Consider the following 25,863-nt stretch of genomic DNA (forward strand, 5'->3'; position numbering starts at 1 on the left):
GTGCCTTCTTGGAGGGCTAGGTGTCTCGCAACTCCCAGCCTCTCCGAAGGGCACCCGGATGAACAACCTCCCTAGGAACTACACCTAGGGCGGGCGCGGATCCGCAAGCAGGACCTCACGGGGCGCTACGGCGCCCCGTCTTGCGTTCCGGGGGAGGCGGTGGACCCGGGCGACGTCGCCCCGGGGGCGGCGAGCCTCCGCGGTCCTTCATCCGCGAGCGCACGGGCGGAGCCGACGGCGGTCCCGGCTCGGCACCAGCGAGGGGCGTGGGGAGGCCGGTGGCGTCCCGTACGGCCCCGGCAGGGGCGGGGCCGGTGGGGGCCCCCGGGCTCCCCGGACGGAGAACCGCGAGGCGACGCCCGCGGCGTCCCGCCGTGGGGAGGCCGGCGGCGTCCCGCCGCCGCTAGCCCAGGGCGGCGGTCAGGACCTTGCTCGCGACCGGGGCGGCGGTCGCGCCACCCTGGAAGTCGCGGGCCCGCAGGACGCCGATCGCGATCGGCGCATGGCTGCCCGTTGCCGTCGCCGGGGCGAAGGCGGACATCCAGGCGGTCGTCGACTTGCCGTCCGCGTTGCCGCACGCCGACGGCGGCTTCGGGCTCTCGGTGTCCCCGTCGGGGGCGCTCTGGTCCTGGGCCTGCTGGTCGCACTGGGCGCCCTGGGTGGCGGCCAGCTCGGCCGTTCCCGTCTTGCCGGCGGTGGTGATCCCCGGGAGCGCCACGCGGGCGCTCTTGCCGGTCCCCTCGTTGACCACGGCGACCATCATCTGCCGCATCGCGTTCGCGGTCGTGCGGCTGATGACCCGGCGGGTCTTGGCCGGCTTGCTGGACTGGAGGAAGGTCAGCTCCGGCTCGCGACCGCCGTTGGCGATCGTCGCGGTGATCAGCGCGATCTGGAGGCTGGTGGCCTGCACGCGGGCCTGGCCGATCGCGGACTCCGCGGCCTCGCGGGTGTCCATCTGGCTCGCCTCGGGGAGGCTGCTGATGCTGGCGCCGGGGACGCCGGGCGGACGGTTGAAGCCGAACCGCTCGGCCATCTCGACGAACCGCTTCGGGCCGAGCTTGGCGCCCATCGGGACGAAGACCGAGTTGCAGGAGTGCGCGAACGACTCGACCAGCGTACCGCCGCAGAGCTCCTCGTTCGAGTTCTGGATCCCGTAGCCGGCGGCTTCCGTCTCCTTCGGGTAGACGGTGCTCGTCTTGGCGACGCCGTCTTCGAGCGCGGCCGCGGCCGTGATGATCTTCATCGTCGAGCCGGGCGGCTGGAGCGAGGTCCAGGCGCTGCCCTGGAAGCCGAGCACCTCGCCGGTACGCGAGTTGATGACGGTCGTGCCGCTGGCGTCGGGGGCGTTGCGCTGGGCCTCGGCCGCCGCCTTGACGACGGCGAGCGAGATCGAGCTGCGGACGGCCGGCGCCTTGCGCGGGGGAACCCGCCGGAGGATCCGGTCGCCGGCCTTGAGCGTGCCGCCGGGCTTGCCGATCAGCTGCGGGTTGAGGATCCGCTCGAGCCCGGAGATCCCGACCGTGGCGCCGGCCGGCACGCCGAGCCGCCGCATCAGCGCGGCGTCCTCCGGCTTGGCCGGACCGACGGCCCCGACGACCTCGTTGGCGATGTTGGGGACGGTCGAGGTGCGGTCGGTGCCCTGGGCCAGCGGCGTGGTGCCGTCGCGGGCGAGGATCGTGGCCCGGGGCGGCAGCTCGGTGGTGCGGGCGAGCGTCTCGTCGCCGCGCAGGCCGGGGAAGGTCATGCTCCGGGTCCAGCGGATCCGGGCCTTGTCGCCCTCGCCGACGAGGGTGATCGGGAGCGTGCCGCGGAGGCTGCCGAACAGCCGCGTGTGGACGGCCACCGGTAGCCGGAAGCCGTCGTCGACGCGGGTGATCTCGCCCGGCACGACGCGCTGGGTGGTGGCGGTGTCGAGCGCCTCGCGGTTGAGCATCGTGAACCGCTTCTCGCTCACGCGGCCCTGCGCGTCGGCGTCGACGTCGCGGTACATCTCGCTGAAGTCCTGGGCGGCCCAGGCACGTGCGTAGCGCGAGACGAGGTCCTGCTCGGCGGCGCGACTGGAGCGCGCGTCGAGCACGAGGTACGCCCCGACGCCGACCGCGATCAGCAGGAGTAGCCCGGCGATCGGCAGCAGCGGGCGACGTCCGAGGGGGCCGCTGCGGCGACCGCCACGACGACCTCCACCGTTGTAGCCGCCGCCTCCGCCGGACGTCCGACGCCCGCTCCCCGCCTTGGAGATGACCACGGGGCGGATCGGCGTTGAGCCGCCGCCGGGACGTCGGTGCGAAGGACGTTTGCGTCCGGAGGCGGGCATGAGACCTTCCATACTACCTTCGCGTACGCGACAAACGATGGCGCGGACCGGGTAGCGTTCCGGCACGCATGACCGGCCTCGACTGGGCACTCCTCGTGGCGGTCCTGCTTGCGGCTGCCGGGGGGACCACGCAAGGGTTCCTCGCCTCGGCGCTCGGCTTCGCGGGTTTCGCCGGTGGTGCGCTGCTCGGGGTTCGTGTCGGGCCGCTGGTCCTGCCCGAGGGGGCGGACGACGTCAACGCCCCGGTCGCCGCGCTGTTCGCGGCGACGCTCTTCGGGGTGATCCTCGGCGTCGGCCTGCAGCAGATCGGTGCGCGGATCGCCCGTCGGCTGCGACGCCCCGGGGGGACCGGGTTGCGGCGAGCGGGCGGGATGCTCGACGCGGCGCTCGGCGCGGTCTTCACGGCGGCGTTGGTGATCGCCGCGGCCTGGCTGGTCGCGGCCGTCCTGCTCCAGAGCCCCGGCATGCCCGGCAGCTGGCGGGCCGAGGTCCGGCACTCGAAGGTCCTCCGGGAGCTGCGGCGGACGCTGCCGCCGGCCGACGACGTGCTGTCGCTGCTGGCCCGGTTCGATCCGCTGCCGGGGTTCAGCGGCCCGCGGGCGGAGGTCGACGCGCCGGATCCGTCGATCGTGCGCGTGCCCGGCGCCCGGGCCGGCCGCAGCGGCGTGGTCAGGGTCGAGGGCTCGGCCTGCGGCGTCGGCGTCGTCGGGACCGGCTGGATCGTCGCCCGCGGCTACGTGGTCACCAACCAGCACGTGATCGCGGGCGAGAGCGACACCACCGTCACGCCCGAGGCGACGGGGCAGCGGCTCGAGGCCTATCCGGTCTTCGTCGACGAGACCCAGGACATCGCGATCCTGGCCGTGCCGGGCCTTCAGGCGACCCCGTTGCGGATCGCCGAGCGAACGAGCTCGGGAACCTCGGCGGCGATCCTGGGCTACCCGCTGGCCGGACCGTTCAAGGCCCGCGCGGCACGGATCGGCGAGGCCCAGACCGTGACCGGCGAGAACTCCTACGGGGTCGGCCCGGTCCGGCGCCGGGTGCTGCCGTTCCGGGGCTTCGTGGAGCAGGGCAACAGCGGTGGCCCGCTGGTCGACCGCCGCGGGCGGGTGGTCGGGACCGTCTTCGCGTCGTCGACGCGGGCGGGCAAGCACAGCGGCTACGCGGTCCCCAACGACGTGATCGCCCGCGCGCTGCCCGAGGTCGACCCGAATCAGCGGGTCGCGGGCGGGGTCTGCAGCCACTGACAGCGCGCTTCGGGCGCTTCCGTCACCGACTTGGCACGAAGTTGGAACGGAGGGTGACGGAGATCCCTCCGGCGTACCGCTACGCTCCGCCGCGTGGGGAAGACACTCGTTATCGCCGAGAAGCCGTCCGTCGGTCGCGACCTCGCGAAGGTGCTGCCTGGGTCGTTCCAGGTCGGAAAGCCGACCGGCGAGCGCAGCGCGCGGTGGATGGAGGGGCCCGACCACGTGATCACGTGGGCGATCGGCCACCTGGTCCAGCTCGCCGAGCCCGACATGTACGACAAGAAGTTCAAGCGCTGGCGCATGGACGACCTGCCGATCGTGCCGGAGGAGTTCAAGCTCGTCGTCCGCGACGACAGCTCCAAGAAGCAGATGGACGTCATCCGCAACCTGCTCAAGCGGGAGGACGTCAGCCAGGTCATCAACGCCTGCGATGCCGGGCGCGAGGGCGAGCTGATCTTCCGCTGGGTCTTCGAGGCCGGCGACGGCAAGCAGCCGGTCCGCCGCCTCTGGCTCTCGTCGATGACCGAGGCCGCGATGCGACGGGCGCTCGAGGAGCTGCGCTCGCCCGACGAGCTGGTCCTGCTCGGGGAGGCCGCACAGTCGCGCTCCGAGGCCGACTGGCTGGTCGGGATGAACGCGACCCGCGCGGCGACGATCCGCCTGCGCTCGAGCTTCGACGGGGCGGTCTCGCTCGGCCGCGTGCAGACGCCGACCCTGGCGATCCTCGCCCGCCGCGAGGAGGAGATCCGTGCCTTCGTCCCCGAGCCGTACTGGCTGGTCGACGCGAAGTTCGACGCCGGGCCGGGCGAGGCCGCCGGCAAGGCCCGGACCTACTGGGGCCGACTCCAGCAGGGCAACACCCCGCGGCTGAAGACGGCCGAGGAGGCCGACGCGATCGTCGCGGCGGTCGTCGATCGCCCGGGCACGATCACCAAGCTGGACAAGGTGCGCCGCAAGGAGCGCGCACCGATGCTCTACGACCTGACGTCGCTCCAGCGCGACGCCGGCAGCCGGTTCGGCTTCACCGCCCGCCGCACGCTGGCCGCCGCGCAGCGCTGCTATGAGGAGCACAAGGCGCTGACCTACCCGCGAACCAGCTCGCGGTACCTGACCACGGACATGATCCCCGAGATCAAGCCGACGGCCCAGCAGGTCGGGAGCCGCGCCGAGTACCAGGCGGCCGCCCGCTACGTGACCGGGCTCGACAGCCTGCCGCTCGGCCGCGTCGTCAACAACGAGAAGGTCGCCGACCACCACGCGATCATCCCGACCAACGCGCCGCACGTGTTGGACAAGATGAGCAGCGACGACCGTCGGATCTACGACATGGTCGTCCGCCGGTTCCTCGCCGTCTTCCACCCCGACGCCGAGTTCGAGAACACCCGGATCGAGACCACGGTCGCGACCGCGTTCGACGGTCAGGACAAGCCCGGTGCCGGGCCGCACGTCTTCCGGACCCGCGGCCGCGTGCTGCTCGTCCCGGGCTGGCGCGGCGTCTACGGCGAGCTCGAGGAGGGCGAGGGCGACGAGGAGGACGGTCGCGACCAGCAGCTGCCCAAGGTCGAGCAGGGCGAGGACGTCAAGACCCTCGAGATCTCCGGCGACGAGAAGGTCACCAAGCCGCCGCGGCGCTACTCCGACGCCTCGCTGCTCGGCGCGATGGAGACCGCCGGCCAGCTGGTCGACGACGACGAGGCCCGCGAGGCGATGAAGGACGCCGGGATCGGCACCCCGGCGACCCGCGCCTCGATCATCGAGCGGCTGATCGACGTCGGCTACACGGAGCGCGACGGTCGCGCCCTGCTCGTGACCGAGAAGGGCCTGAACGTCATCCGGCTGCTCAACGGGCACGAGCTGACGTCGCCGTCGCTGACCGGCGAGTGGGAGCACAAGCTCGCCCAGATCGAGTCCGGCGAGGTGACCCGCAAGTCGTTCATGGCCGGGATCGCCAAGTTCGCCGAGACGACGGTCAAGCGGCTCGACGAGACGCTCAAGGACGTCCGGATCCCGCGGGCCAACCTCGGCCCGTGCCCCGTCTGCGGCCGCGACATCAGCGAGAACCGCAAGGGCTTCTCCTGCTGGTCGAAGGACGACCCGGGCTGCGGGTTCGTGATCTGGAAGAACAAGGCCGGCAAGACCCTGGCGCCGATCGTCGCCAAGGAGCTGATCAAGACCGGGCGGACCGCCAAGCAGGTCACCGGGTTCAAGAGCCGCGCCGGACGCAACTTCCGGGCCCGGCTCGCTCTCCACCAGACGGAGGAGGGCAAGTGGCGCGTCGAGTTCGACGAGCCGTGGGCCCAGGACGGCCTCAAGGCGCCCGCCGCCGACGAGACCGCGATCGAGCCCGACACGACGGCCGAGCCGGCCGCCGCGGTCGCGGCGACGACCGGGAGTGACTCCGACGTCGCGGCCTGACCCCGGCGGCCACCAGGCCGGGGAACGCGGCGGCGCACGGTGCAACGGTCCGTGCGTGCCGTCCGCCCGCGTTGAGACGGTCGTCCGGTGACGTTGCAACTGGTCACCGGCCCGACGAATGCCAGCAAGGCGGGCGTCGTGCTGGGGTTGGTGCGGCGGTGGATGGCGGACGGTCGCCAGCCGTTCCTGGTCGTCCCGACCGGGCCCGATGCCGAGGGCTACCGACGCGAGCTGCTGCGGATCGGCGGTGGTGTCGCCCTCGGGGTCACGGTCGGGCCGTTCACCAGCCTGGCCGACACCGCCCGCCGGGCGGCAGGGGTCGCCCGGCCGACGCTCGGCGCAATCCACCGCGACCGGCTGATCGCGGCGGCGCTGGCCGAGGTCGCGGCCGGGCGTCCGCTCGGGGGGACCTCGCAACGGCCGGGGGTCCGGCGCCGGCTCGACGGGCTGCTGGAGGAGCTGGCGGCGCGGGGGTTCACCGCCGCCGCGCTCTGCGACGACCTCGCCACGCTCGACCCGGCCGAGCACGGGGTCGACCGGATGCTGGTCGAGGACCTGCGGACGACGCTGGCGGCCGTCGCGTCGTCCGCGGCGGACACGACCGACGCCCACGGCCGGCCACTGCCGACGCCGGGCGCCCAGGCCCGGACGGTCCGCAGCGCGCTCGCCGCCGACGGCGGCCTGTGGGGCGCACGACCGGTTGCCTGCTACGGCTTCGACGACCTCACGTTCCCGCAGCTCGCGCTGCTGCGGACCTTGGCGGGGATCGCCGACGTCGTGATCTCGATCCCGTTCGAGGACGGGCGGATCGCGACCGCCGCGCGCCGGCCGGTCGTGGACGAGCTGCGCGCGATCGCCACGCGGATCCCCGCCGACGCTCCCGGGCGGACGGGCTTGCTGCCGCTGCGGACGGGGTCGGCGGTGCTGGAGGGCGCGCGCGTCGTCCGGGTCGACGCCCACGAGGTCGCGCTCGCGCCGGGCACGATCAGCGGCGGGCGCGGGCGGCTCGAGCGACGATTGTTCGAGTCGAGCGCGCGACTGCCGGAGGGCGTGGCCGGGGCCGCGGAGGACGCACCGCCCGCGGACGGTCCGGCTGAGCCGCGGCTGTTCCCGGTCGACGACGAGCTCGGAGCGGCGGACGGAGGCGGCACCGACGCGTTGGCTCCCGCTACGCCGCGGGTGGTCGACGACGTCGTGCTGGTCCGGGGCGGCGACAGCCGCAGCGAGGCCGAGGCGCTGGTCGACGAGCTGCGACGGGTGGTGCGCGAGCGCGGCCTGCGGTGGCACGACGTCGCGATCGGCGTGCGCGAGGCCGCCGGGCCGGCGGGCGCCCGGATCGAGCGCGAGTTGACCGGTCGCGGGATCGCCGTCGCCCGCCCGCGGGAGATCCCCGCCCGCCGCACGGCGATCGGGCGGACCGTGGCGGCGCTGGCCCGGATCGCGATCGACGCGGCGAGCGCCGACGACGTCCTGCTCGTGCTGCGCTCGGGGGCGGCCGCGACCACGATCGACCCGGTCGATCGGCTGGCGATCGAGCTGCGTCGCGCGGGGGTGACGGACGCGGCCGGGGCCCGCGCCCGGGCCGAGGCGAGCGAGATCCTGCTCGACGGCCTGAGCCTGCTCCAGAGCGTGACCGTCGACGGGCCACCGTTCGACGCCGGCCGTCTCTGCGCCGAGCTGCGCGACGCGTTGCGGTTCCTCGCGGAGGGCCTCGCCGCCCGCACCGGGGCCGCCGCACGCGACGGCGAGCGGCGGGCGGCGCGGCGGATCGGCGAGCACCTCGCCGAGGTCGCCGCGCTGCCGGCGCACCTGTTGCCCGAGGCCACGGAGCTGGCGGCCGAGCTGGGGGAGCTCCCCGTACCGGCCGGCGACCCTCCGGGACGGGATCGCGTCGAGATCGCCGCGCCGTCGGAGCTGCGTGGCCGCCAGATCGCGGTGCTCGCGCTGGCCGACCTGCGCGAGACGGCCTTTCCGGCTCCGGAGCCGATCGACCCGCTGATCGACCGCGACGCCCGCGGGGTGCTGGCGGTGGCGGGTCGGGTGACGCTCGACCTTCCCGTCGACCGGCTGGCCGCCGAGCGGGTCCTGTTCCTCGAGCTGGCCGCCCGACCGACCGAGCGGCTGCTGCTGTCGCGGCCGGTCAGCAGCGCGGCGGGGGAGGCCGCGCCGGGGGCCCCGTTCCTCGACGACGTCGACGCCGCCCTCGCCCCGGCCCGCCCGCGCGAGGTCTTCCGCGGCGCGTCCGAGGTCCGCGTGCCGGACCGCAAGCCGCTGGCGGCGGCGGCGCCGTTCGGTGCGGCGCTCGATGCGACCGGTCGCGAGACCGTCCGCCGGGTCCTGCTCGAACGCTCCCGCTTCACCGTCCGCGAGGTCGAGCGGCTTGCGCGGTGCCCGGTCTGCTGGCTCGTCGAGCACCTCGCGGCGGCCGCCGACGACCGGCCGATCAGCGAGCCGCAGATCCACGGCCAGCTCGTTCACGACGTCTTCGACGCGGTCCTGGCGGAGGTCGCCGGCGACGGCGGCCGCTACGGCGAGCTCGACCCTGCGCTGCTGGCCGCCGCGACCGCCCGGGCGATCACGGCCCGCGGTCCGGTCGCCGTCGCGGGGTTGCCGGAGCACCGGGGCCGGGTCCTGCTGCGGCGGGTCGCTTCCGGGGTCGAGGCCGTCCTCGCCGTCCTGCCCGAGCGCTTCGCGGCGGCGCGTCTGCGGGCGACCGAGGTCAGCTTCGGCGAGGGCCACGAGCTGGGGCCGATCGACCTCGGTGACGGGGCGTTCGCGATCGGCCGGATCGACCGGGTCGACGCCGTGACGCTGCCCGACGGCCGTGTCGCCACGGGCGTCGTCGACTACAAGCTCGGGGCGGGCGGCGCGATCGGCTACGGCCGCTGGGAGGCGACCGCGACGTTGCAGGTGGCCCTCTACCTCTACGCCGCGACGACCGCAGCCGACGACGGTCTCCCGGCCTACGCGCTGTACCAGCCGGCCGCGCCGTTGTCGGGGATCGACCCCGGGGCGCGGCGACCCGCCGGGGTCGAGCTCGGTGGGCTGCTCGACGGCCGCGCCAAGGGGCCGGAGGACGTCGACGAGCTGGCGGCGATCATCGCCGCGGTCCACGCCCAGGCCGTCGCCGCCGTCGCCTCGCTGCGGTCGGGCACGATCACGCCGCTGCCGGGCGCGTCGGTCCACGGTGACGCCCAGGAATGCGACCACCCCGCGATCGCGAGGCTGCTGCCGTGAGCGACCACCACGACGACGGCGGCTTCGAGGGCGACCCGGGCTTCGAGACCACGATCGACGGTCTCCCGGGCGACCCGTTCGACGCCGGGGACCGGTTCCCGGTCACGCCGCTCGGGGGCGTCCCGTCGCCGATCGATCGCGCGTTGCTGTTCGCCCACGACGGCGCGCTCCGTCGCGAGCTGCCCACGGCCGACGGCGGCGGGGCGGTCTTCTCCGCCCGCCAGGCCGAGGCGATCGAGCGCCGTGGCGAGACGCTCGTCTCCGCCGGGGCCGGGGCCGGCAAGACCAGCGTGCTGGTCGAGCGCTATCTGCGGCTGCTGGAGGGCGACGACACGCTCGACACCGGCTCGATCCTGGCGATCACCTTCACCGACAAGGCCGCCGCGGAGATGCGGGAGCGGGTCCGCCATCGGCTCGAGGCACTGCTCGGGGGACGCACCGACCTGCCCGAGCGGTGGCGGCTGGAGGACTCCTGGATCGGGACCTTCCACGGGCTCGCTCAGCGGCTGCTGCGACGCTACGCGCTCGCGGCGGGGCTCGACCCCGACGCCCAGGTCGCCGACGAGAGTCGTGCCAACGAGCTGCGGGACGAGGCCTTCGACCTGGCGCTTCGTCGCTGGCTGGTCGACCCGGACCGCGCCCGCGGCGGCGCGCTGGCCGCGGAGGCCCCCGGCGAGCTGCCCGCCGACGGCGAGGCCGCGCTCGAGCTGGCGGCGTCGTTCGGGATCGACGCGCTGCGGGCCGACACGATCGGGCTGCTTGGTCTGCGCCGGACCCAGGGCCGGGACCCCGCCGACGGCGACGGTCCGGCGCTGCCGCTGCCGCCGGCCGACGGGGACCGCGTGCGGGCGACGGTGCGGGCACTGCGCGAGACCGCCCGCGCGGCGGTCCACGAGGCCGAGGAGACCTTCGCGGCCGGTAAGCCCTCCGAGGCCGGGCAACGCGCGCTCGACCTGGTCGTCGCGGCCGCGACGGCGATCGCCGAGCAGACGGGAACGCCGGACGATCCGCTGCTCCCCGCAAGCGCGACGATCGGCGCGTGGGGGATGCCGACCCGCGCGCCGAAGGTCGGCAAGGGGCCCGCGGTCGGGGCCCTGCGCGAAGCGATCACGGCGGCGACCGAGACGGCCCTGGCGGTCGAGATGGCGCCGCTCGGCACCCGCGAGCTACGGCTGCGCGAGGCGCTGCTGGTGGCCACGGCGCGCGGCTACCGGCGGCTGAAGCGCGAGCGGGCGGTGCTCGACTTCGACGACCTGCTGCTGGCCCTGCTCGACCTGCTCCGCCGCCGCCCGGACATCGGCGAGCGGCTGCGGCGGCGGTTCCGGCAGGTGCTGGTCGACGAGTACCAGGACACCAACCCCGTGCAGCTGGAGGTCGTCTCGCTGCTCTCGTCGCCCGAGGGCCGGTTCCAGGTCGGCGATCGGCTGCAGGCGATCTACGGCTTCCGTCACGCGACCGTCGCCGGCTTCGACAGCGCAGCACGGCGGGCGAGCGAGGGCGGTGGCCGGCTCGAGCTGGACGAGACGTTCCGCTGCCCCTCCGACGTGCTCGCGGTCGCCAACCGGATCGGGGCCGCCTCGCACGAGGGCTACCAGCCGTTGGTCGGTGGGCACGGGCGGACGCCCGACGACCAGCGCACGGGACCGGCGGTCGAGATCCACGTCCTGGCGAAGGGGCCGGTGGCCGCGGGGCGCCCGTCGGAGGACGAGCCGGACGAGGGCGAGGAGGGGGCAGACGCGACCGAGGCCGAGCACGTCGCCCAGCTCGTCGCCGAGATGGTCACGGCCGGTCGGCCCGCCCGCGAGATCGCGCTGCTGCTGCGGCGCAAGGCTCCGGTCGCGAGCCTCGAGCGGGCGCTGCTGGAGCGGGGGATCGACGCGGTGCCGGTGGTCGCGGCGCCGCTGCTGGAGACGCTCGAGGGACGCGAGCTGGAGGCCTGGCTGCGGGCGGTCGCCAACCCCCGCGACGACGTCGCGCTGCTCGGCGCCCTGCGGCTGCCGACGGCCGGCGTCGACGCCGACGCGCTGGTCCCGCTGGCCGCCGAGCACCGGGCCGAGATCGAGCGCGCCCGCGAGCAGCGGGAGCTGGAGCCGGCGCTCTGGGACACGCTCCAGCGGCTCGGCGATCCCGGCCACCGGCCGTCGTTCCCGATGCCGGAGAGCGCGCTGGAGGACCTCGAGCTGCAGACCGCCGCGCTGCTGCGTCACCGCGGGCTGGCTCGGCGGGTCGGACCGGCCGCGCTGCTGGCCGACCTGCGGGCGAACGACGGCTACCGCGCGTCGATCCTGGCGCGGCCCGGCGGGCCGCGGCGGTGGGCGCTGGTCGAGGCGATGGTCGAATGGGCCGAGACCCAGGAGGAGGCGGGAGACGACCTCGACGGGCTGCTGCGCCGGATCGTCAGCGACCGCGGCGGGCCTGACGCCCCGGTCCTGACCGACGGGGACGCCGTCCGGATCACGACGATCCACCGCTCCAAGGGCCTGGAGTGGCCGGTCGTGATCTGCTGCGACCTCGGCGCCAAGGTGACCGCGCGTCGCCCGGGGATCCTGGTCGACCCCGATCCGGCCGGCCAGCGGGTCGGCCTGCGCCTGCGGGTCGGCGGCAGCAAGGTCGACCTCTGGGACTACCCGGCCCTCCACCACGAGGCCGGTCGGGCCCAGGCGGAGGAGGAGCGGCGGCTGCTGCACGTGGCGATGACCCGCGCCAAGCAGCGGCTGATCCTCTCGGGCACCTGGCCGGTCGAGGTCACCGGCAGTGGCGCCGAGAAGGCCCCGACCGGCCTCCTGAACCCGAAGACCGCGATCCCGGTCGAGCCCGGCTCGGGACACGACGAGAAGCCGACGACCCCGCCGTTGCACTGGCTGCTGCCGCTGGTCACGCCCTACGAGCGCTGGCCGCGGGTCGGCGAGGAGACCGAGGTCGAGGTGACCGATCCGACCGGGGCGACCGGGCGGCCGGCCCCGGTCCGGATCATCGTGCGCGATCCGACGCTGGTGATCGCCCCGGAGGTCGTGCCGGCGGCGTCCCGCGCGGCCGCCCCGGCTCCGTCGGTCCCGGCCCCGGACGACGGCGGGCCGGACGACGAGCCGTTCGACGACGAGGACGGGGAGTCGCCGGAGCTGCCGCTGGTCAGTCCGGTGAGCTACAGCGGTCTGGCCCGCCGGCTGGGGCTCGAGCTCGACGAGGCCGACGTCGTCCGCGAGCGGATCGCGGCCGAACGCGACGGGACCCCGGAGGAGGCCGCTCCGAGCACCGTCTCCGTCCCGGGTGCGGAGCCGAACGCAGGGCAGCTGACGGGCCGCGACCGCGGGACCGTCGTCCACGGGCTGCTGGAGCGGCGGCTCGCGGGTCGTGCACCGGCTGCCGGCACCCCGATCGGGGCCGCCGCGGTCGAGGCGGTGCTCGCCGACGAGCTGCCCGATCCTCCCGCCGTCGACGCCGAGGCGGCCGCCGCGATCGGTGAGGTCGTGCGCCGCCTGGAGGAGTCGGCGGTCGCCCGCCGCGCGCTGGCCGCACCCGTCGACCGGCGGCACCTCGAGCGGCCGTTCCTGTTCGATCCGGGGGAGGGCCGGCCGCTGCTCCAGGGCGTGATCGACCTCTGGATCGACGAGCCGGACGGCCGGGTCGTGATCGCGGACTGGAAGACCAACCGGCTCGACGGGCGGACGGCCGGCGAGCTGGTCGAGCGGGCCTACGGTCTCCAACGGGACGTCTACGCGCTGGCGGCGCTGCTCGGCGGCGCGCGCGAGGTCGAGGTCGTCTTCGTGGTCGCCGACGCGACCGACGAGCCGGTCGCCTACCGCTTCACCGACGCTGACCTCGAGCGGCTGCGGAGCACGGTGCTCGACGCGATCGACCGGGCCGGACGGGTCGTTCCGCGCCGCTAGCGGCCGGCGCCGGCCACGAGGCGTCGGGAACGGCGAGCGGCGGCCGCTCAGCCGCCGTCGTCCGACGGCAGGTAGAGCCCGATCGGTGGCGGGCCGTCGTTGCGGAGCAGCCGCGTCCGGCGGATCTCGGCGTCGACCTGGGCCCCGAACAGGAACGTCGCCGCCGACAGCCAGAGCCAGAAGAGCAGCACGATCGCGCCGCCGAGCGCCCCGTAGGCGCTGCCGAACCCGGCCACCTCGACGTAGACCAGGAAGCCGAACGAGGCGAGCACCCAGGCGGCGAGCGCGGTGATGCTGCCGGCCGTGAGCAGCCGGATCCGGCGGTTGTCGAAATCGGGCGAGCGGCTGTAGATGATGCCGATCACGACCAGCAGGATCGAGACCCCGACGGGGAACCGGAGGACGCCCCAGATCGCGGGGGCGTCGGTCGAGAGCCCGAGCCAGGAGAAGACGCTGTCGGCGAAGTCGCCGCCGAGCACGAACAGGATCGCGGCGAGCGCCAGCAACACGATCACCAGGCCCGCCGTGGCGACGTCGGCCAGCTTGTGGCGGACGAAGTTGCGGGACTCCTGGACGTGGTGGACGCGGTTGAGGGCACGGCCGGCGGCGGCGAACGCGCCCGAGGCGCCGTTCATGGCCAGGACGAGCGCGACCACCAGGGCCACGCTCGCGCCGCCGCGGGCCTGGTCGAGCGCGGTCTGGACGAGCTCCTGGACCGCCTCGGCGCTGTCGCTGGCGGTCGTCCCGCTGGTCTTGTCCTGGACCAGCGACGCGAACTCGTTGGCGATCGTCTCCGGCAGCGAGCTCGCGCCGACCAACGTCAGCAGCGAGACGGCGACCAGCAGGATCGGGACCATCGCCAGGATCGCGTAGTAGGCGAGGGTCGCGGCCCAGTCGGTCATCCCCTGCTCGCGGAAGGCGCGGAACGCCCGCAGCGCGACGCCACGCCACGCGCGGAGGCCCAGACGCTCGTCGCGGAGGGGGTGGTGACGGGGTGGACGGAGATCGTCCGGGGCCGAGGACATGATCGGGCCACGGTACCGGCGCCAGAACCACATGGTGGGAACCTGGTAGGGCCTTTTGGGGCGCGATGTGCGACGTCGGGGTAGAGCCTCGGGCTATAGCGGTGTAGAATTTCGGATTTCCCGGGCTGCTCCGTCGCCCGCCCGGGTGCGTTCTGGTCCCATCCTCCAGAGCGCCTTCCTACCTATGACCCGATTCTCTCGCCTTCCCGAGGCTGCTGGCCTCTACGACCCACGCTACGAGCACGACGCGTGCGGCGTGGCGATGGTGGCCCGCCTCGATAATGATCCGAGCCACGAGACGATAGTCCGTGCGCTCACTGCGCTCGAGAACCTCGACCACCGTGGCGCCGCCGGCGCCGACGCCCGTACGGGCGACGGCGCCGGGATCCTGGTGCAGATCCCGCACACGTTCCTGCGCGCGGTCGTCGACTTCGAGCTGCCCGAGCCCGGGCAGTACGGGATCGGCATGTGCTTCCTGCCGCAGGACGAGGTCCAGCGCCAGAAGGTCGAGGAGATGCTCGAGCGCAACGTGCGCGTCGAGGGTCAGCGGGTCCTCGGCTGGCGCGACGTGCCCGTCCGCCCGGACGAGATCGGCGTCACCGCCAACGAGGCGCGCCCCTGCGTCCGGCAGCTCTTCATCGAGGCCGGCCCCGGCTTCGACCACGACCAGGAGGCGTTCGAGCGCAAGCTCTACGTCATCCGCCGGATCTGCGAGCTGGCGACCCCGGAGTTCTACGCGTCGTCGTTCTCGTCGCGGACGCTGGTCTACAAGGGGATGCTGCTGTCGGCGCAGGTGCCGGCCTTCTACCCCGACCTCCAGGACGAGCGGTTCACGTCGGCGATCGCGCTGGTCCACTCGCGCTTCTCGACGAACACGTTCCCGAGCTGGGACCGCGCCCATCCGAACCGCGTGATCGCCCACAACGGCGAGATCAACACGCTGATGGGCAACATCAACTGGATGCGGGCGCGCGAGTCGCAGCTGTCCTCGCACCTGTTCGGCGGCGACATCGGCAAGATCAAGCCGGTCGTCCGCCCCGGCGGCTCCGACTCCGCGACCTTCGACAACGTCCTCGAGCTGCTGATGCTCGCGGGCCGCTCGCTGCCGCACGCGGTGATGATGATGGTCCCCGAGGCCTACGAGGGCCGTCAGGACCTCTCGCCCGAGCTGGCCGGCTTCTACGCCTACCACTCGATGCTGATGGAGCCGTGGGACGGCCCGGCGGCGGTGCTCTTCACCGACGGCCGGATCGTCGGCGCGACCCTCGACCGCAACGGGCTGCGGCCCGGCCGCTGGGTCGAGACCAAGGACGGCTGGATCATCCTCGGGTCCGAGACCGGGATGCTCGACATCGAGCCGAGCAACATCGAGCGGCTCGGCCGGCTCGCCCCGGGCAAGCTGTTCCTCGTCGACCTCGAGAAGCACCGGATCGTCTCCGACGACGAGGTCAAGCGGCAGGTCGCGACCCAGCGTCCCTACGAGGCCTGGCATCGCGAGCAGGTCGTGCACTTCGCCGACCTCGAGCCCCGCAAGGCGGTCCACGAGTCGGGCGCGCACCTGCGCCAGCTGCAGCAGGCCTTCGGCTACACCCAGGAGGACGAGCGCGTCCTGCTGACGCCGATGGCCTCCGGCGGCCAGGAGCCGCTGGGCTCGATGGGCAACGATGCCGCGCTCGCGGTCCTGTCCGACCAGCGTCCGTCGCTCTACAGCTACTTCAAGCAGCTGTTCGCCCAGGTCACGAACCCGCCGATCGACCCGATCCGCGAGGACATCGTGATGTCGCTGTCGACCTCGATCGGCGGCCAGCGCAACCTGCTCGAGGAGACCCCCGAGCACGCGCATCACCTCGTCCTCAAGCAGCCGATCCTGCGCAACGACGAGCTGGAGACGCTCCGGCAGGTCGACCAGGGGATCTTCGGCGCGCACACGATCGACATCACCTGGCCGGTCGCCGACGGGCCCGACGGCATCAAGAGCCGGTTGGCCAACGTCTGCGACGAGGCCTACGACGCGATCCGCGCCGGCCGCAACATCCTGGTCCTGTCGGACCGCGCGACCAGCCCCGAGCGGGTCGCGATCCCGGCGCTGCTGGCCGTCGCCGCCGTCCACCACCACCTGGTGCGCGAGGGCGTCCGGCTCGAGGCGGGGCTCGTCGTCGAGTCGGCCGAGCCGCGCGAGGTCCATCACGTCGCGACGCTGCTCGGCTACGGCGCCGCGGCGATCAACCCGTACCTGATGTTCGACACGGTCGACCAGCTGGTCGCCGAGGGCCGGATCCCGGGCGTCGACGACGCCGAGACCGCCCAGAAGAACGTCGTCAAGGCGATCGGCAAGGGCCTCCTGAAGGCGATCTCCAAGATGGGGATCTCGACGATCGCGTCGTACTCCGGCGCCCAGATCTTCGAGGCCGTCGGGCTCGCGTCGTCGGTCGTCGACCGCTACTTCTCGGGCACGGCGTCGCGGATCGGCGGCATCAGCCTCGACCTGCTCGCCGGCGAGACGATCGACCGTCACGCCCGCGCCTGGATCGTCGACGACGCGTCGGGCGTCGGCTCGCGCCTGGAGCAGCTGCTGCCGGTCGGCGGCATCTACTCGTGGCGCCGCGACGGCGAGCACCACATGTGGAACCCGAACACGATCTCGCTGCTCCAGCACGCGGTCGGGACCCACGACCCGGCCCGCGGGGCCGGCAAGCTTGACGAGGACGACTCGCGGGCCAAGTTCCGCGAGTTCTCGTCGACGTCGGACCAGGACGCGACCCGCAAGGCGACGCTCCGCGGGCTGATGAGCTTCAACACCGACGGCGTGACCGCGGTCCCCCTGGAGGAGGTCGATCCCGCCAGCGAGATCGTCAAGCGGTTCGTGACCGGCGCGATGTCGCTCGGCTCGATCTCGACCGAGGCCCACGAGAACCTCGCGATCGCGATGAACCGGCTCGGCGGCAAGTCGAACACCGGTGAGGGCGGCGAGGACCCGCGGCGGTTCACGCCCGAGGCCAACGGCGACCGCAAGCGCTCGGCGATCAAGCAGGTCGCGTCGGGCCGCTTCGGCGTCACGGCGCACTACCTGGCCAACGCCGACCAGCTCCAGATCAAGATGGCGCAGGGCGCGAAGCCCGGCGAGGGCGGCCAGCTGCCCGGCCACAAGGTCGACAAGTACATCGGCTCGGTCCGGCACACGACGCCGGGCGTCGGCCTGATCTCGCCGCCGCCGCACCACGACATCTACTCGATCGAGGACCTCAAGCAGCTGATCTACGACCTCCGCTGCGGGAACCCCGTTGCGTCGGTCTCGGTCAAGCTGGTTGCCGAGGTCGGGGTCGGCACGATCGCCTCCGGCGTCGCCAAGGCCGGCGCCGACCACATCGTGATCGCCGGGCACGACGGCGGCACCGGCGCTTCGCCGCTGTCGTCGATCGTCTCTGCCGGCGTCCCCTGGGAGATCGGCCTCGCCGAGACCCAGCAGACGCTGCTGCTCAACGACCTGCGCTCGCGGGTCCGCGTGCAGACCGACGGTCAGCTGAAGACCGGTCGCGACGTGGTGATCGCGGCCCTGCTCGGGGCCGACGAGTTCGGCTTCTCGACCGCGCCGTTGATCGCGACGGGCTGCATCATGATGCGCGCCTGCCACCTCAACACCTGCCCGGTCGGGATCGCGACCCAGGACCCGGAGCTGCGCAAGCGCTTCAAGGGCACCCCGGAGCACGTCGTCAACTACTTCCTGCTCGTCGCGGAGGAGATCCGCGAGATCATGGCCCAGCTCGGGGTGCGTCGGTTCGACGACCTGGTCGGCCGGATCGAGCTGCTGGAGACCAACGACGCGATCGATCACTGGAAGGCGCGCGGGGTCGACCTGGGGCAGCTGTTCCACCGGCCGGAGATCTCCGAGGGCGCGACGCTCTACGGCATCTCGCCGCAGATCGACGGGCACCTCGACGACCACCTCGACTGGAAGCTGCTGCCGCAGGCGGAGGCCGCGATCGATCGCGGCGAGCCGACCGAGCTGAGCGCGCGGGTCCGCAACATCGACCGCTGCGTCGGCGGCATCCTCAGCTCGGAGATCGCGCAGCGTCAGGGCGCGGCCGGCCTGACTGAGGGCACGCTGAAGATCACCTTCACCGGCTCGGCCGGGCAGAGCTTCGGCGGCTGGCTCGCGCCGGGCGTCGACTTCGAGCTGATCGGCGACGCCAACGACTACACGGGCAAGGGCCTCTCCGGCGGCGTGCTGTCGGTCCGCCCGCCGTCCGAGGTGACGTTCGTCCCCGAGGAGCAGCAGATCGTCGGCAACACGGTCCTCTACGGAGCGACCAAGGGCCGGGCGTTCTTCCGCGGCCGGGCTGGCGAGCGGTTCGCCGTCCGCAACTCGGGGGCCAGCGCGGTCGTCGAGGGCGTCGGCGACCACGGCTGCGAGTACATGACCGGGGGTCGCGTGGTGATCCTCGGCCCGGTCGGCCGCAACTTCGCGGCCGGGATGTCGGGCGGGTTCGCCTTCGTGCTCGACGAGCACGGCAGCTTCCGCGAGAACGTCAACCCGACGATGCTCGACCAGCTCGAGGATCCCGACGAGGCCGACCTGATCGAGCTCCGCGACCTGATCGCCGAGCACGGCGAGCGGACCGGCTCGGGTGTCGCCACCCGCGTCCTGGGCGACTGGGAGCACCTGTACCAGCGGTTCGTGAAGGTCTACCCGGCGGACTACAAGCGGGTCCTGGCCCAGCTGGCCGCGGAGGAGGCGGCCGTCGGCGCACGCGCCGCGACGAACGAGACCACGGAGGCCGTCGGGGCTCCGCTCGGCACCGACGAGGAGAAGATCTAGATGGGCGAGCTCGGCGGTTTCCTCAAGATCAACCGGTCCCCGGTCAAGTGGGACGACCCGGCGGAGCGCGTCGGTCGCTACACCGAGTTCATCGCGGATCGCCCGGTCGAGGAGATCCAGCAGCAGGGCGCGCGCTGCATGTCCTGCGGTGTGCCGTTCTGTCACAACGGCTGCCCGCTGGGCAACCTGATCCCCGACTGGAACGACCTGGTCTACACGGGCCGGTGGCGCGAGGCGATCGATCAGCTCCACGCGACCAACAACTTCCCGGAGTTCACCGGCCGCGTCTGCCCCGCTCCCTGCGAGGCGTCGTGCGTGCTGGAGATCAACGAGGGTGACGCGGTCACGATCAAGCAGATCGAGAACACGATCATCGACCGCGCCTGGGCCGAGGGCTGGGTCACGGCGGAGCCGCCGGCCGCCGAGTCGGGTCAGCGTGTCGCGGTCGTCGGCGCCGGGCCGGCCGGTCTTGCCGCCGCCCAGCAGCTGCGCCGGGCCGGTCACGGCGTGACCCTGTTCGAGCGCGACGAGGCCGCGGGCGGGCTGATCCGCTTCGGGGTCCCGGACTTCAAGATCGAGAAGCACGTGGTCGAGCGCCGCGTCCAGCAGCTGGTCGCCGAGGGCGTCGAGCTGCGCTGCGGCGTCGACGTCGGCAACGACGTCACCGTCGAGGAGCTGCGCGAGGAGTTCGACGCGGTCGTGCTGGCGATCGGCTCGCGGGTCCCGCGGGACCTGCCGGTCGACGGGCGCGAGCTCGGCGGCGTCCACTTCGCGATGGAGTACCTCTACGAGCGGACCCGCTGGGCCCAGGCCGAGCAGGGTGTCGACCCGCAGGTCCCGGCCCCGGCCCCGGCCGGGATCAGCGCCCGCGGCAAGCACGTCGTCGTGATCGGCGGCGGTGACACCGGCGCCGACTGCGTGGCGCAGTCGATCCGCGAGGAGGCGGCCTCGGTCGTCCAGATCGAGCTGCTGCCGGAGCCGCCCGCGACCCGTCCCGACGACCGCACCCCGTGGCCGCTGTGGCCGGCGAAGTTCCGCCTCAGCTACGCGATGGAGGAGGCCCGCGCGATCGGCAAGGGGATCCAGAACTTCTCCGTCGCCACGCTCGGCCTCGGCGCCGACGAGCAGGGCCGGGTCGCGACCCTCCGCTACGGCCAGGCCGAACCGGCTCCGCCGTTCGCGGCCGTCGCCGGCAGCGAGCGCGAGCAGCCGGCCGAGCTGGTGCTGCTGGCGATGGGCTTCCTGCATCCGGAGCAGCAGCTGCTCGACGCCTTCGGGCTCGAGAAGGACGCCCGCGGCAACATCAAGGCGGGCGCCTACGCGACCTCCGTCGACGGTGTCTTCGCGGCCGGCGACTGCCGTCGCGGTCAGTCGCTGATCGTGTGGGCGATCAACGAGGGCCGCCAGTGCGCCCGGATCGCCGATCGCTACCTGGCCGAGCAGGCCGGGCGCCGGGCTCGCCCGGCAGCGCTCTCCGGGATCTGACCGTGGCCGTGCTCCGCGGGGCCAAGGTGGCCGCGCGGAGCACCGGTACCGGCCCGTGCCACTGCTAGCGTGAGGGCGATCCGTTGATGCACGACGCCCCCGCCAGCACCCCGCCGAGCCCCGCCGAGCCCCGTCCTACCGGGAAGCGGGAGCGGACCAAGGCGGCCAACCGCGAAGAGATCCGGGCCGCCGCGATCGACGCCTTCACGGAGCTCGGCTTCGGGGCGACCACGGTCCGCGACATCGTCCGGCGGACGACTCTCGCCTCCGGCACCTTCTACAACTACTACGCCGACAAGGACGCGATCCTCGTCGAGCTGTTCGGCGAGCACGTGCGCGAGGCGGGCGAGCGGATGGCGGTCGCACGGGCCGCGGCGACGACCCCGCGGGAGGCGGTCGAGCTCGGGACGGCGGCCTACTTCCGGCTGCTGATGGAGCGGCCCGACCTGCTGGCGATGTTCCGCCGGAACGCCGGGACCGTCCGCTCGTACGCCGCTTCCGACCTGCTCGCGGTGATCATCGACAGCCTCCGGGCGGACCTCGACCGGCTGCTCGCCGAGACCGGGGTCAGCGGGATCGACACCGAGCTGCTCTCGGCCGGGGTGATCGGGGCGGGGATGGAGATCGCGATGCGCTTCGCCGAGCGTGGCGGCGACGATCCCGAGCCCGCGATCGCCGTTCTGCGGGCGCTGCTGGTCGACGGAATCCTCGGGCGGCGTCCCGACGCCTGACCCGCCCGCGGGCGCGCCGGTCGGGGAGCACGGGCGGGGGCCCTGGTCACCTACAATGGACCTGTGTTCTGTCGCCATGGTCGCCGTGAAGATCGATGTGTCATCTGTCGGGCTGCCAAGCGCAAGAAGGAGGAGGGCACGGCGAACGCCGGACGGATCACCGTTCCGACCCGCACGACCAGCTCACGTGCCGCCTCGCGTTCGGCCGCATCGAGCGCCGCCGGCTCCCGCCGCGCCGGCTCCTCCGCCGGGGTCCGCGTCAAGAAGATGACCCGCCACGCCAAGGACGGCTGGTCGCACGAGCTGCTGCCGGGGATCCGCTCCAGCCGCGAGGTCGAGGACCTGCTGACCCAGGTCGCCCGGGCCCACGCCCGGCTGCAGCGGTTGGAGAGCGACCCGCCCGGCCCGTACGCGACGGTCAAGGCGCTCGCGGCCGGCGACGCCGCGGACCGCGAGGAGGCGACCTGGCTGCTGTTCCAGATCGCCTACTACGGGCCGCTGGAGGGCGACGAGCCGTTCGCCGAGATCGACCGCTTGCTGGTCCGCTGGGACGACCCGCTGCCGGACGCGGCCGCGCTCGAGAGCGCCAGCGTCGGTCCGCGCGGGGCGCACACCCACGACCGCGGGACGGCCACCCTGGCCGGCTACCGCGAGTGGGCGGCCCGGGTCGGCGGTCAGCTGGCGGGGCTCGGCGGCTCGGGCACCGACGCCGCTCGCCGCTTCGACGCCGCCTACCGGGCGCTCGCGCTTCCGGGCCTGACCCGTCCGGCACGCTACGAGTTCGTCGTGACCCTCGGCGTCTTCGGCCTGCTCGACGTGGCGCCGTGGTCACTGCTCCTCGACATGGGCCGCGACTCGGTCTCGATCGCGGCCAAGCGGGCGTTCCTGACCGGCGACGCGGTGTTGTTGCAGCGCCGCTTCGGTGCCTTCGCGCGGGCGCTCGGGGTGCCCGTGGCGGCCTTCGACCTCGCCCTGGGCAACTGGGAGCTCCGCCCGAGCCCGACCGCGCCGCTCGGCTACCTCGTCGGTGGCGTTCCGGTCGATCCGGATCCGGCCGAGGTCCAGATGCTGGCGAACAAGCTCGATCTGCCCGGCGACGACGAGGACGAGTCGTCGGACGACGACGAGGGCGCGCCGGCCTCGAACGACGGCGCCACTGTCGGCTCGGCGGCCGCGGCAACGGCCGACGAGTCCTCGGCCACCGACTGAGGACCGGCAGGACGACGAGCGGCGCGCGCCGTTCGTCCAGAGGAGGTCTGGCGCGGGACGTCATCCCGTACGCTGTTCGGTAACTGCCGCTGGTTTGGTCTGCGCGGCTTCCGAAAGGACCTCCTCGATGTTCCGTTCCCCCTCAGGCGTGCTCGCGGCCTCCGTCGTCGCCGCCTGTGCCCTCGTCGGTGCCTCCTCGGCCCAGGCAGCCGTGACCTTCGCCGACCCGGTCACCTACGCGACCAACGGCGGCGAGATCTGGTCGATGGCCGTCGACGACTTCGACGGCGACGGACGCCCCGACGTCCTCGCGCCGGGCATGAGCCCCATGTCGGGCGAGCTCGGCTCGCTCAGCGTGCTGACGTCGCGCGGGAACGGCAGCCTGCGGCCGCCTGTGGTGTCTGCTGGCGGCGCCGAGTCGTCGGTCGTCAGCGGTGACTTCAACGGTGACGGCAACGCTGACGTTGCCACCGCTTCGGTGTTCTGGAGCGGTGCGCTGCTGAGCCTGGGCGACGGCGCTGGGGGCTTCGCTCCGGCGACCACCGTGCCGGGAGTCGACGGGGTCTTCGCGATGGCCGTCGCCGACCTCAACGGCGACGAGCGGCTCGACCTGATCACCGCGGCGGAGGGCGGCAACCAGTTGCACGTCCTGTTCGGCGATGGGGATGGCACCTTCACCGACGGACCCGTGTTGCCGCTTGGGGACGACACGATGGTGTCGGCGATGGCCGTCGGTGACTTCGACGGCGACGGCGGTCACGATCTGGCGCTCGTCGACGGCTGGCTCGGCAAGATCGATCTCCTGCGCGATGCCGGTGGCGGGACGTTCGCCGCGGCGGGGAGCTTCGAGCTGTACTCCCCGCAGGCGATCTCGGTCGTCGATCTCGACGGCGACGGCAAGGACGATGTGCTCGCGACGAGCCGCTGGGACGACGTACTGGCGCCGATCATGCAGACCGACGGCGTCTTCGCGCCGGGCGCCACGGTCCCGTCGGGGGGCGAGCCCTACGCGCTGAGCACGGCCGACATCGACGGTGACGGCAAGCCGGACGTGACCACGGCCAACTACGGCGACGGGACCTACAGCTTCCAGCGCGGCCTCGGCGGTGGGGCCTTCGCCCCGCCCGAGACCGTGAGCCTCGGCCCCGACGACTACTACCCGCACGCGCTGGCGACCGCCGACTTCGACGGCGACGGCAAGCTCGACATCGTCGTTGGTGACCAGAGCAGCCGGGTCTCGATCGTCCGCAACACGAGCGTGCCGGTGGCCGCGACCGGGACGACCACGCTGGCCTTCCCGGACCAGCCGCGCAACACGATCGGCGCGCCGCTCTCGGTCACGGTCCAGAACACCGGCTCCGCCCCGCTGCACGTCGGCGCCGTGCGGCTGTCCGGGACGGACGGCGACGACTTCCTGGTCGGCGCCAACGACTGCACGACGCCGGTGCCGGCGGCGGGCAGCTGCCGGATCAGCGTCCGCTTCGTGCCCTCGGTCGAGGCGGCCCGCACGGCGACGCTGACCGTGGCCAGCGACGGCGGACCGCTGTCGGTGGCGCTGACGGGCACCGGGACCGCCTTGCCGGCCGGTCCGACCGGTCCTGAGGGACCGGGTGGGCCGATGGGGCCGGTCGGTCCGCAGGGGCCCGCCGGGACGAACGGCACCAACGGGACGAACGGCGGCGACGGGAGCGATGGCACGAACGGCGCTGCCGGGCCGGCCGGTGCGGCGGGCCCGAGCGGCCCGCAGGGTCCGGCTGGCCCGCTCGGGCCCCAGGGGCCGGGCGGGGCAAGCGGTCGTGCCGCGCTGACGGTGGTGCTCGCCGAGGCACGCTTGCGGGGGACGGCGAAGACGCGGGTGCGGGTGGCGTTCGGCGCGACCCTGCCCGGGACGGCGGTCCTGACGGTCAAGCGTGGCCGCAAGACGGTCGCGACCAAGCGCCTGACCGCTCGCGGGGTCGGTGCCGCGTCGCTGAAGCTGCCGAAGCTCGCGCGGGGGAGCTACGCGCTGCAGCTCGTCTACACCGCGACCGATGGCCAGAAGAAGACGGCAACCGCCCGGCTGACGGTGGCGAAGGCCCCGGGGCGGTAGCCGAGGGCGCGCCGACCGGAGGGTCGGCGCGCCGCGGACGGTCCTGGATCGGTTCGACTGAGACGGTACGTATAGCCAGTGGTGGACGGCGTTTACGTCGAGTTCGGGGGGTGAGATGCTGTCGCCCGGCGGGTCACTTCGGTACCGCCTGTCCCGTCCTGTCCCGTCCTGGTTGGTCCCGTGTCGCTCGATCCGTTCCCAACGCCGCCGTCCGCGCCTGACCCGTCGTCGCCCGCGGAACCGAACGCCGATCCGCGACCAGCGGCCCCTGAACCGGGGGCGGAGCGCGGCCGGCGCCGGAGGCGACCACGACCGCGGCCGTTGCCGGGATCCGGCCGGGAACGGTCTCGGCCGGGGCGACGCGCGCTCGACCCCGAGCGGACGCTGGCCGACAACGCCGCCGTGATGCTCCGCAGCGCACGCCGGGTGTCGTGGTGCGAGGACGACGCCCACGACGCGGTCCAGGCCGCGGCCGAGCGGTTCCTCGGCCACCGCGGGACGATCGATCCGGCGACGGTCACCGGCTGGCTGGCGACGGTCGCCCGCAACGAGGCCCTACGCCTGCGGGAGCGTCGGGGGCGGACGACCTGGATCGAGGACGACGACGCGCGCCTCGTCCACACCGCCGACGGGCCGGAGGAGCTGGCGACGCAGGATGACCGGATGGCGTTGGCGCGCGAGGCGCTGGCCGGGCTCAAGCCGCACGAGCGGCAGGCGCTGCTGCTTCAGGCCGAAGGCCGCAGCTACGCCGAGATCGCCAGCGAGCAGGACTGGTCGAGAACCAAGGTCAACCGGTTGCTGACGGAGGGCCGCGCCAACCTCCGTCGCGGCGTCGAGGGGATCGTGGCCGGCGAGGGCTGTGCCGCCGCCGCACCGCGGATCACCCGGCTCGCCAGCCGGCAGGCGTCGCCGGAGGACCTGCTGGCCCTGCGCCCGCACCTGCGGCGGTGCGGCAGCTGCCGGGCGCGGCTGCGTCGGGCCCGGGGCGGGGCCTGGAGCCTGCTGCCACCGTTCGTGCTGCCCGTGCTCCTCCGGCTGGAACGGACGACGAGCGCGACGCCTCCGGCCCGGACCCGGACGGCCGAGCTCGTCGCCCTGGTCCTTCCTGCCGGCGGCGCCACGAGCGAGGCAGGCCTGCTCGCCGCCACCGGCCTCGCCGCGATCGCGCTCGGGGCAGGGGCCGTCGTCGGTGGCGCGGGGGAGGAACCCCCGACCGCGCCCTCGCGGGAGGCCGCCGTCGTGGCGCGCGCGGCGCTGACGCCGTCGCCGGGCGGTGCGTTGCCGGCGGGCGTGGTGCTGGCCCGTCCCGGAGCCCGGCCGAGCAGCAGCCGCACGGTCCGGCGAACCAGCTCGTCGTGGGGGAGGTGGCAGTGCCCGTCGTCCTCGGCCTGACGGAGGGCGTGGA

Annotated in this window: 12 protein-coding genes; 10 read left to right on the forward strand and 2 right to left on the reverse strand. The window is 73.8% G+C overall.

Annotated elements, in window-relative coordinates; all coding sequences use genetic code 11:
* Nucleotides 1-403 precede the first annotated feature (403 nt).
* On the reverse strand, nucleotides 404-2,245 hold the full coding sequence (locus tag ACVUH9_RS21575; RefSeq protein ID WP_475760795.1) for a penicillin-binding transpeptidase domain-containing protein: 1,842 nt from the start codon (nucleotides 2,243-2,245) through the stop codon (nucleotides 404-406).
* Between the two features lie 137 nt (nucleotides 2,246-2,382).
* Between ACVUH9_RS21575 and ACVUH9_RS21580 the strand changes: the two genes are divergently transcribed.
* From ACVUH9_RS21580 to ACVUH9_RS21595, 4 genes are all read left to right on the forward strand, one after another.
* Complete coding sequence (locus tag ACVUH9_RS21580) at nucleotides 2,383-3,561, forward strand: MarP family serine protease (protein WP_475760797.1); 1,179 nt, start codon at nucleotides 2,383-2,385, stop codon at nucleotides 3,559-3,561.
* Nucleotides 3,562-3,654: 93 nt separating this feature from the next.
* On the forward strand, nucleotides 3,655-5,979 hold the full coding sequence (locus tag ACVUH9_RS21585; RefSeq protein ID WP_475760799.1) for a type IA DNA topoisomerase: 2,325 nt from the start codon (nucleotides 3,655-3,657) through the stop codon (nucleotides 5,977-5,979).
* 87 nt (nucleotides 5,980-6,066) lie between these two features.
* Entirely contained in the window at nucleotides 6,067-9,216 is a 3,150-nt protein-coding gene (locus ACVUH9_RS21590) for a PD-(D/E)XK nuclease family protein (protein WP_475760801.1), read from the forward strand.
* Nucleotides 9,213-13,103, forward strand: coding sequence for a UvrD-helicase domain-containing protein (locus ACVUH9_RS21595; protein ID WP_475760803.1), 3,891 nt, complete (start codon nucleotides 9,213-9,215; stop codon nucleotides 13,101-13,103). Before ACVUH9_RS21590 ends, ACVUH9_RS21595 begins: the two co-directional genes overlap by 4 nt.
* A 47-nt stretch (nucleotides 13,104-13,150) precedes the next feature.
* On the opposite strand, the gene ACVUH9_RS21600 is transcribed toward ACVUH9_RS21595, so the two are convergent.
* Entirely contained in the window at nucleotides 13,151-14,128 is a 978-nt protein-coding gene (locus ACVUH9_RS21600) for a YihY/virulence factor BrkB family protein (protein WP_475760805.1), read from the reverse strand.
* Nucleotides 14,129-14,312: 184 nt separating this feature from the next.
* Between ACVUH9_RS21600 and gltB the strand changes: the two genes are divergently transcribed.
* The 6 genes from gltB (at nucleotide 14,313) to ACVUH9_RS21630 (ending at nucleotide 25,850) form a co-directional block, all read left to right on the forward strand.
* Nucleotides 14,313-18,944 carry a glutamate synthase large subunit gene (gene gltB / locus ACVUH9_RS21605; RefSeq protein ID WP_475760807.1) on the forward strand — a complete coding sequence of 1,544 codons (4,632 nt, stop codon included), beginning with the start codon at nucleotides 14,313-14,315 and terminating at the stop codon, nucleotides 18,942-18,944.
* A complete protein-coding gene (locus ACVUH9_RS21610; protein WP_475760809.1) occupies nucleotides 18,945-20,429 on the forward strand; it encodes a glutamate synthase subunit beta in 1,485 nt (494 codons plus the stop codon).
* Between the two features lie 86 nt (nucleotides 20,430-20,515).
* A complete protein-coding gene (locus tag ACVUH9_RS21615; RefSeq protein ID WP_475760811.1) occupies nucleotides 20,516-21,160 on the forward strand; it encodes a TetR/AcrR family transcriptional regulator in 645 nt (214 codons plus the stop codon).
* Nucleotides 21,161-21,223: 63 nt separating this feature from the next.
* Nucleotides 21,224-22,369, forward strand: coding sequence for a hypothetical protein (locus tag ACVUH9_RS21620; RefSeq protein WP_475760813.1), 1,146 nt, complete (start codon nucleotides 21,224-21,226; stop codon nucleotides 22,367-22,369).
* A gap of 127 nt (nucleotides 22,370-22,496) precedes the next feature.
* On the forward strand, nucleotides 22,497-24,458 hold the full coding sequence (locus ACVUH9_RS21625) for an FG-GAP-like repeat-containing protein (protein ID WP_475760815.1): 1,962 nt from the start codon (nucleotides 22,497-22,499) through the stop codon (nucleotides 24,456-24,458).
* A 405-nt stretch (nucleotides 24,459-24,863) separates the two neighbouring features.
* The gene (locus tag ACVUH9_RS21630) at nucleotides 24,864-25,850 is read left to right on the forward strand and encodes an RNA polymerase sigma factor (RefSeq protein ID WP_475760816.1); all 987 of its coding nucleotides are present in this window, start codon (nucleotides 24,864-24,866) and stop codon (nucleotides 25,848-25,850) included.
* Nucleotides 25,851-25,863 lie beyond the last annotated feature (13 nt).

This window comes from Patulibacter ginsengiterrae (assembly GCF_056269115.1).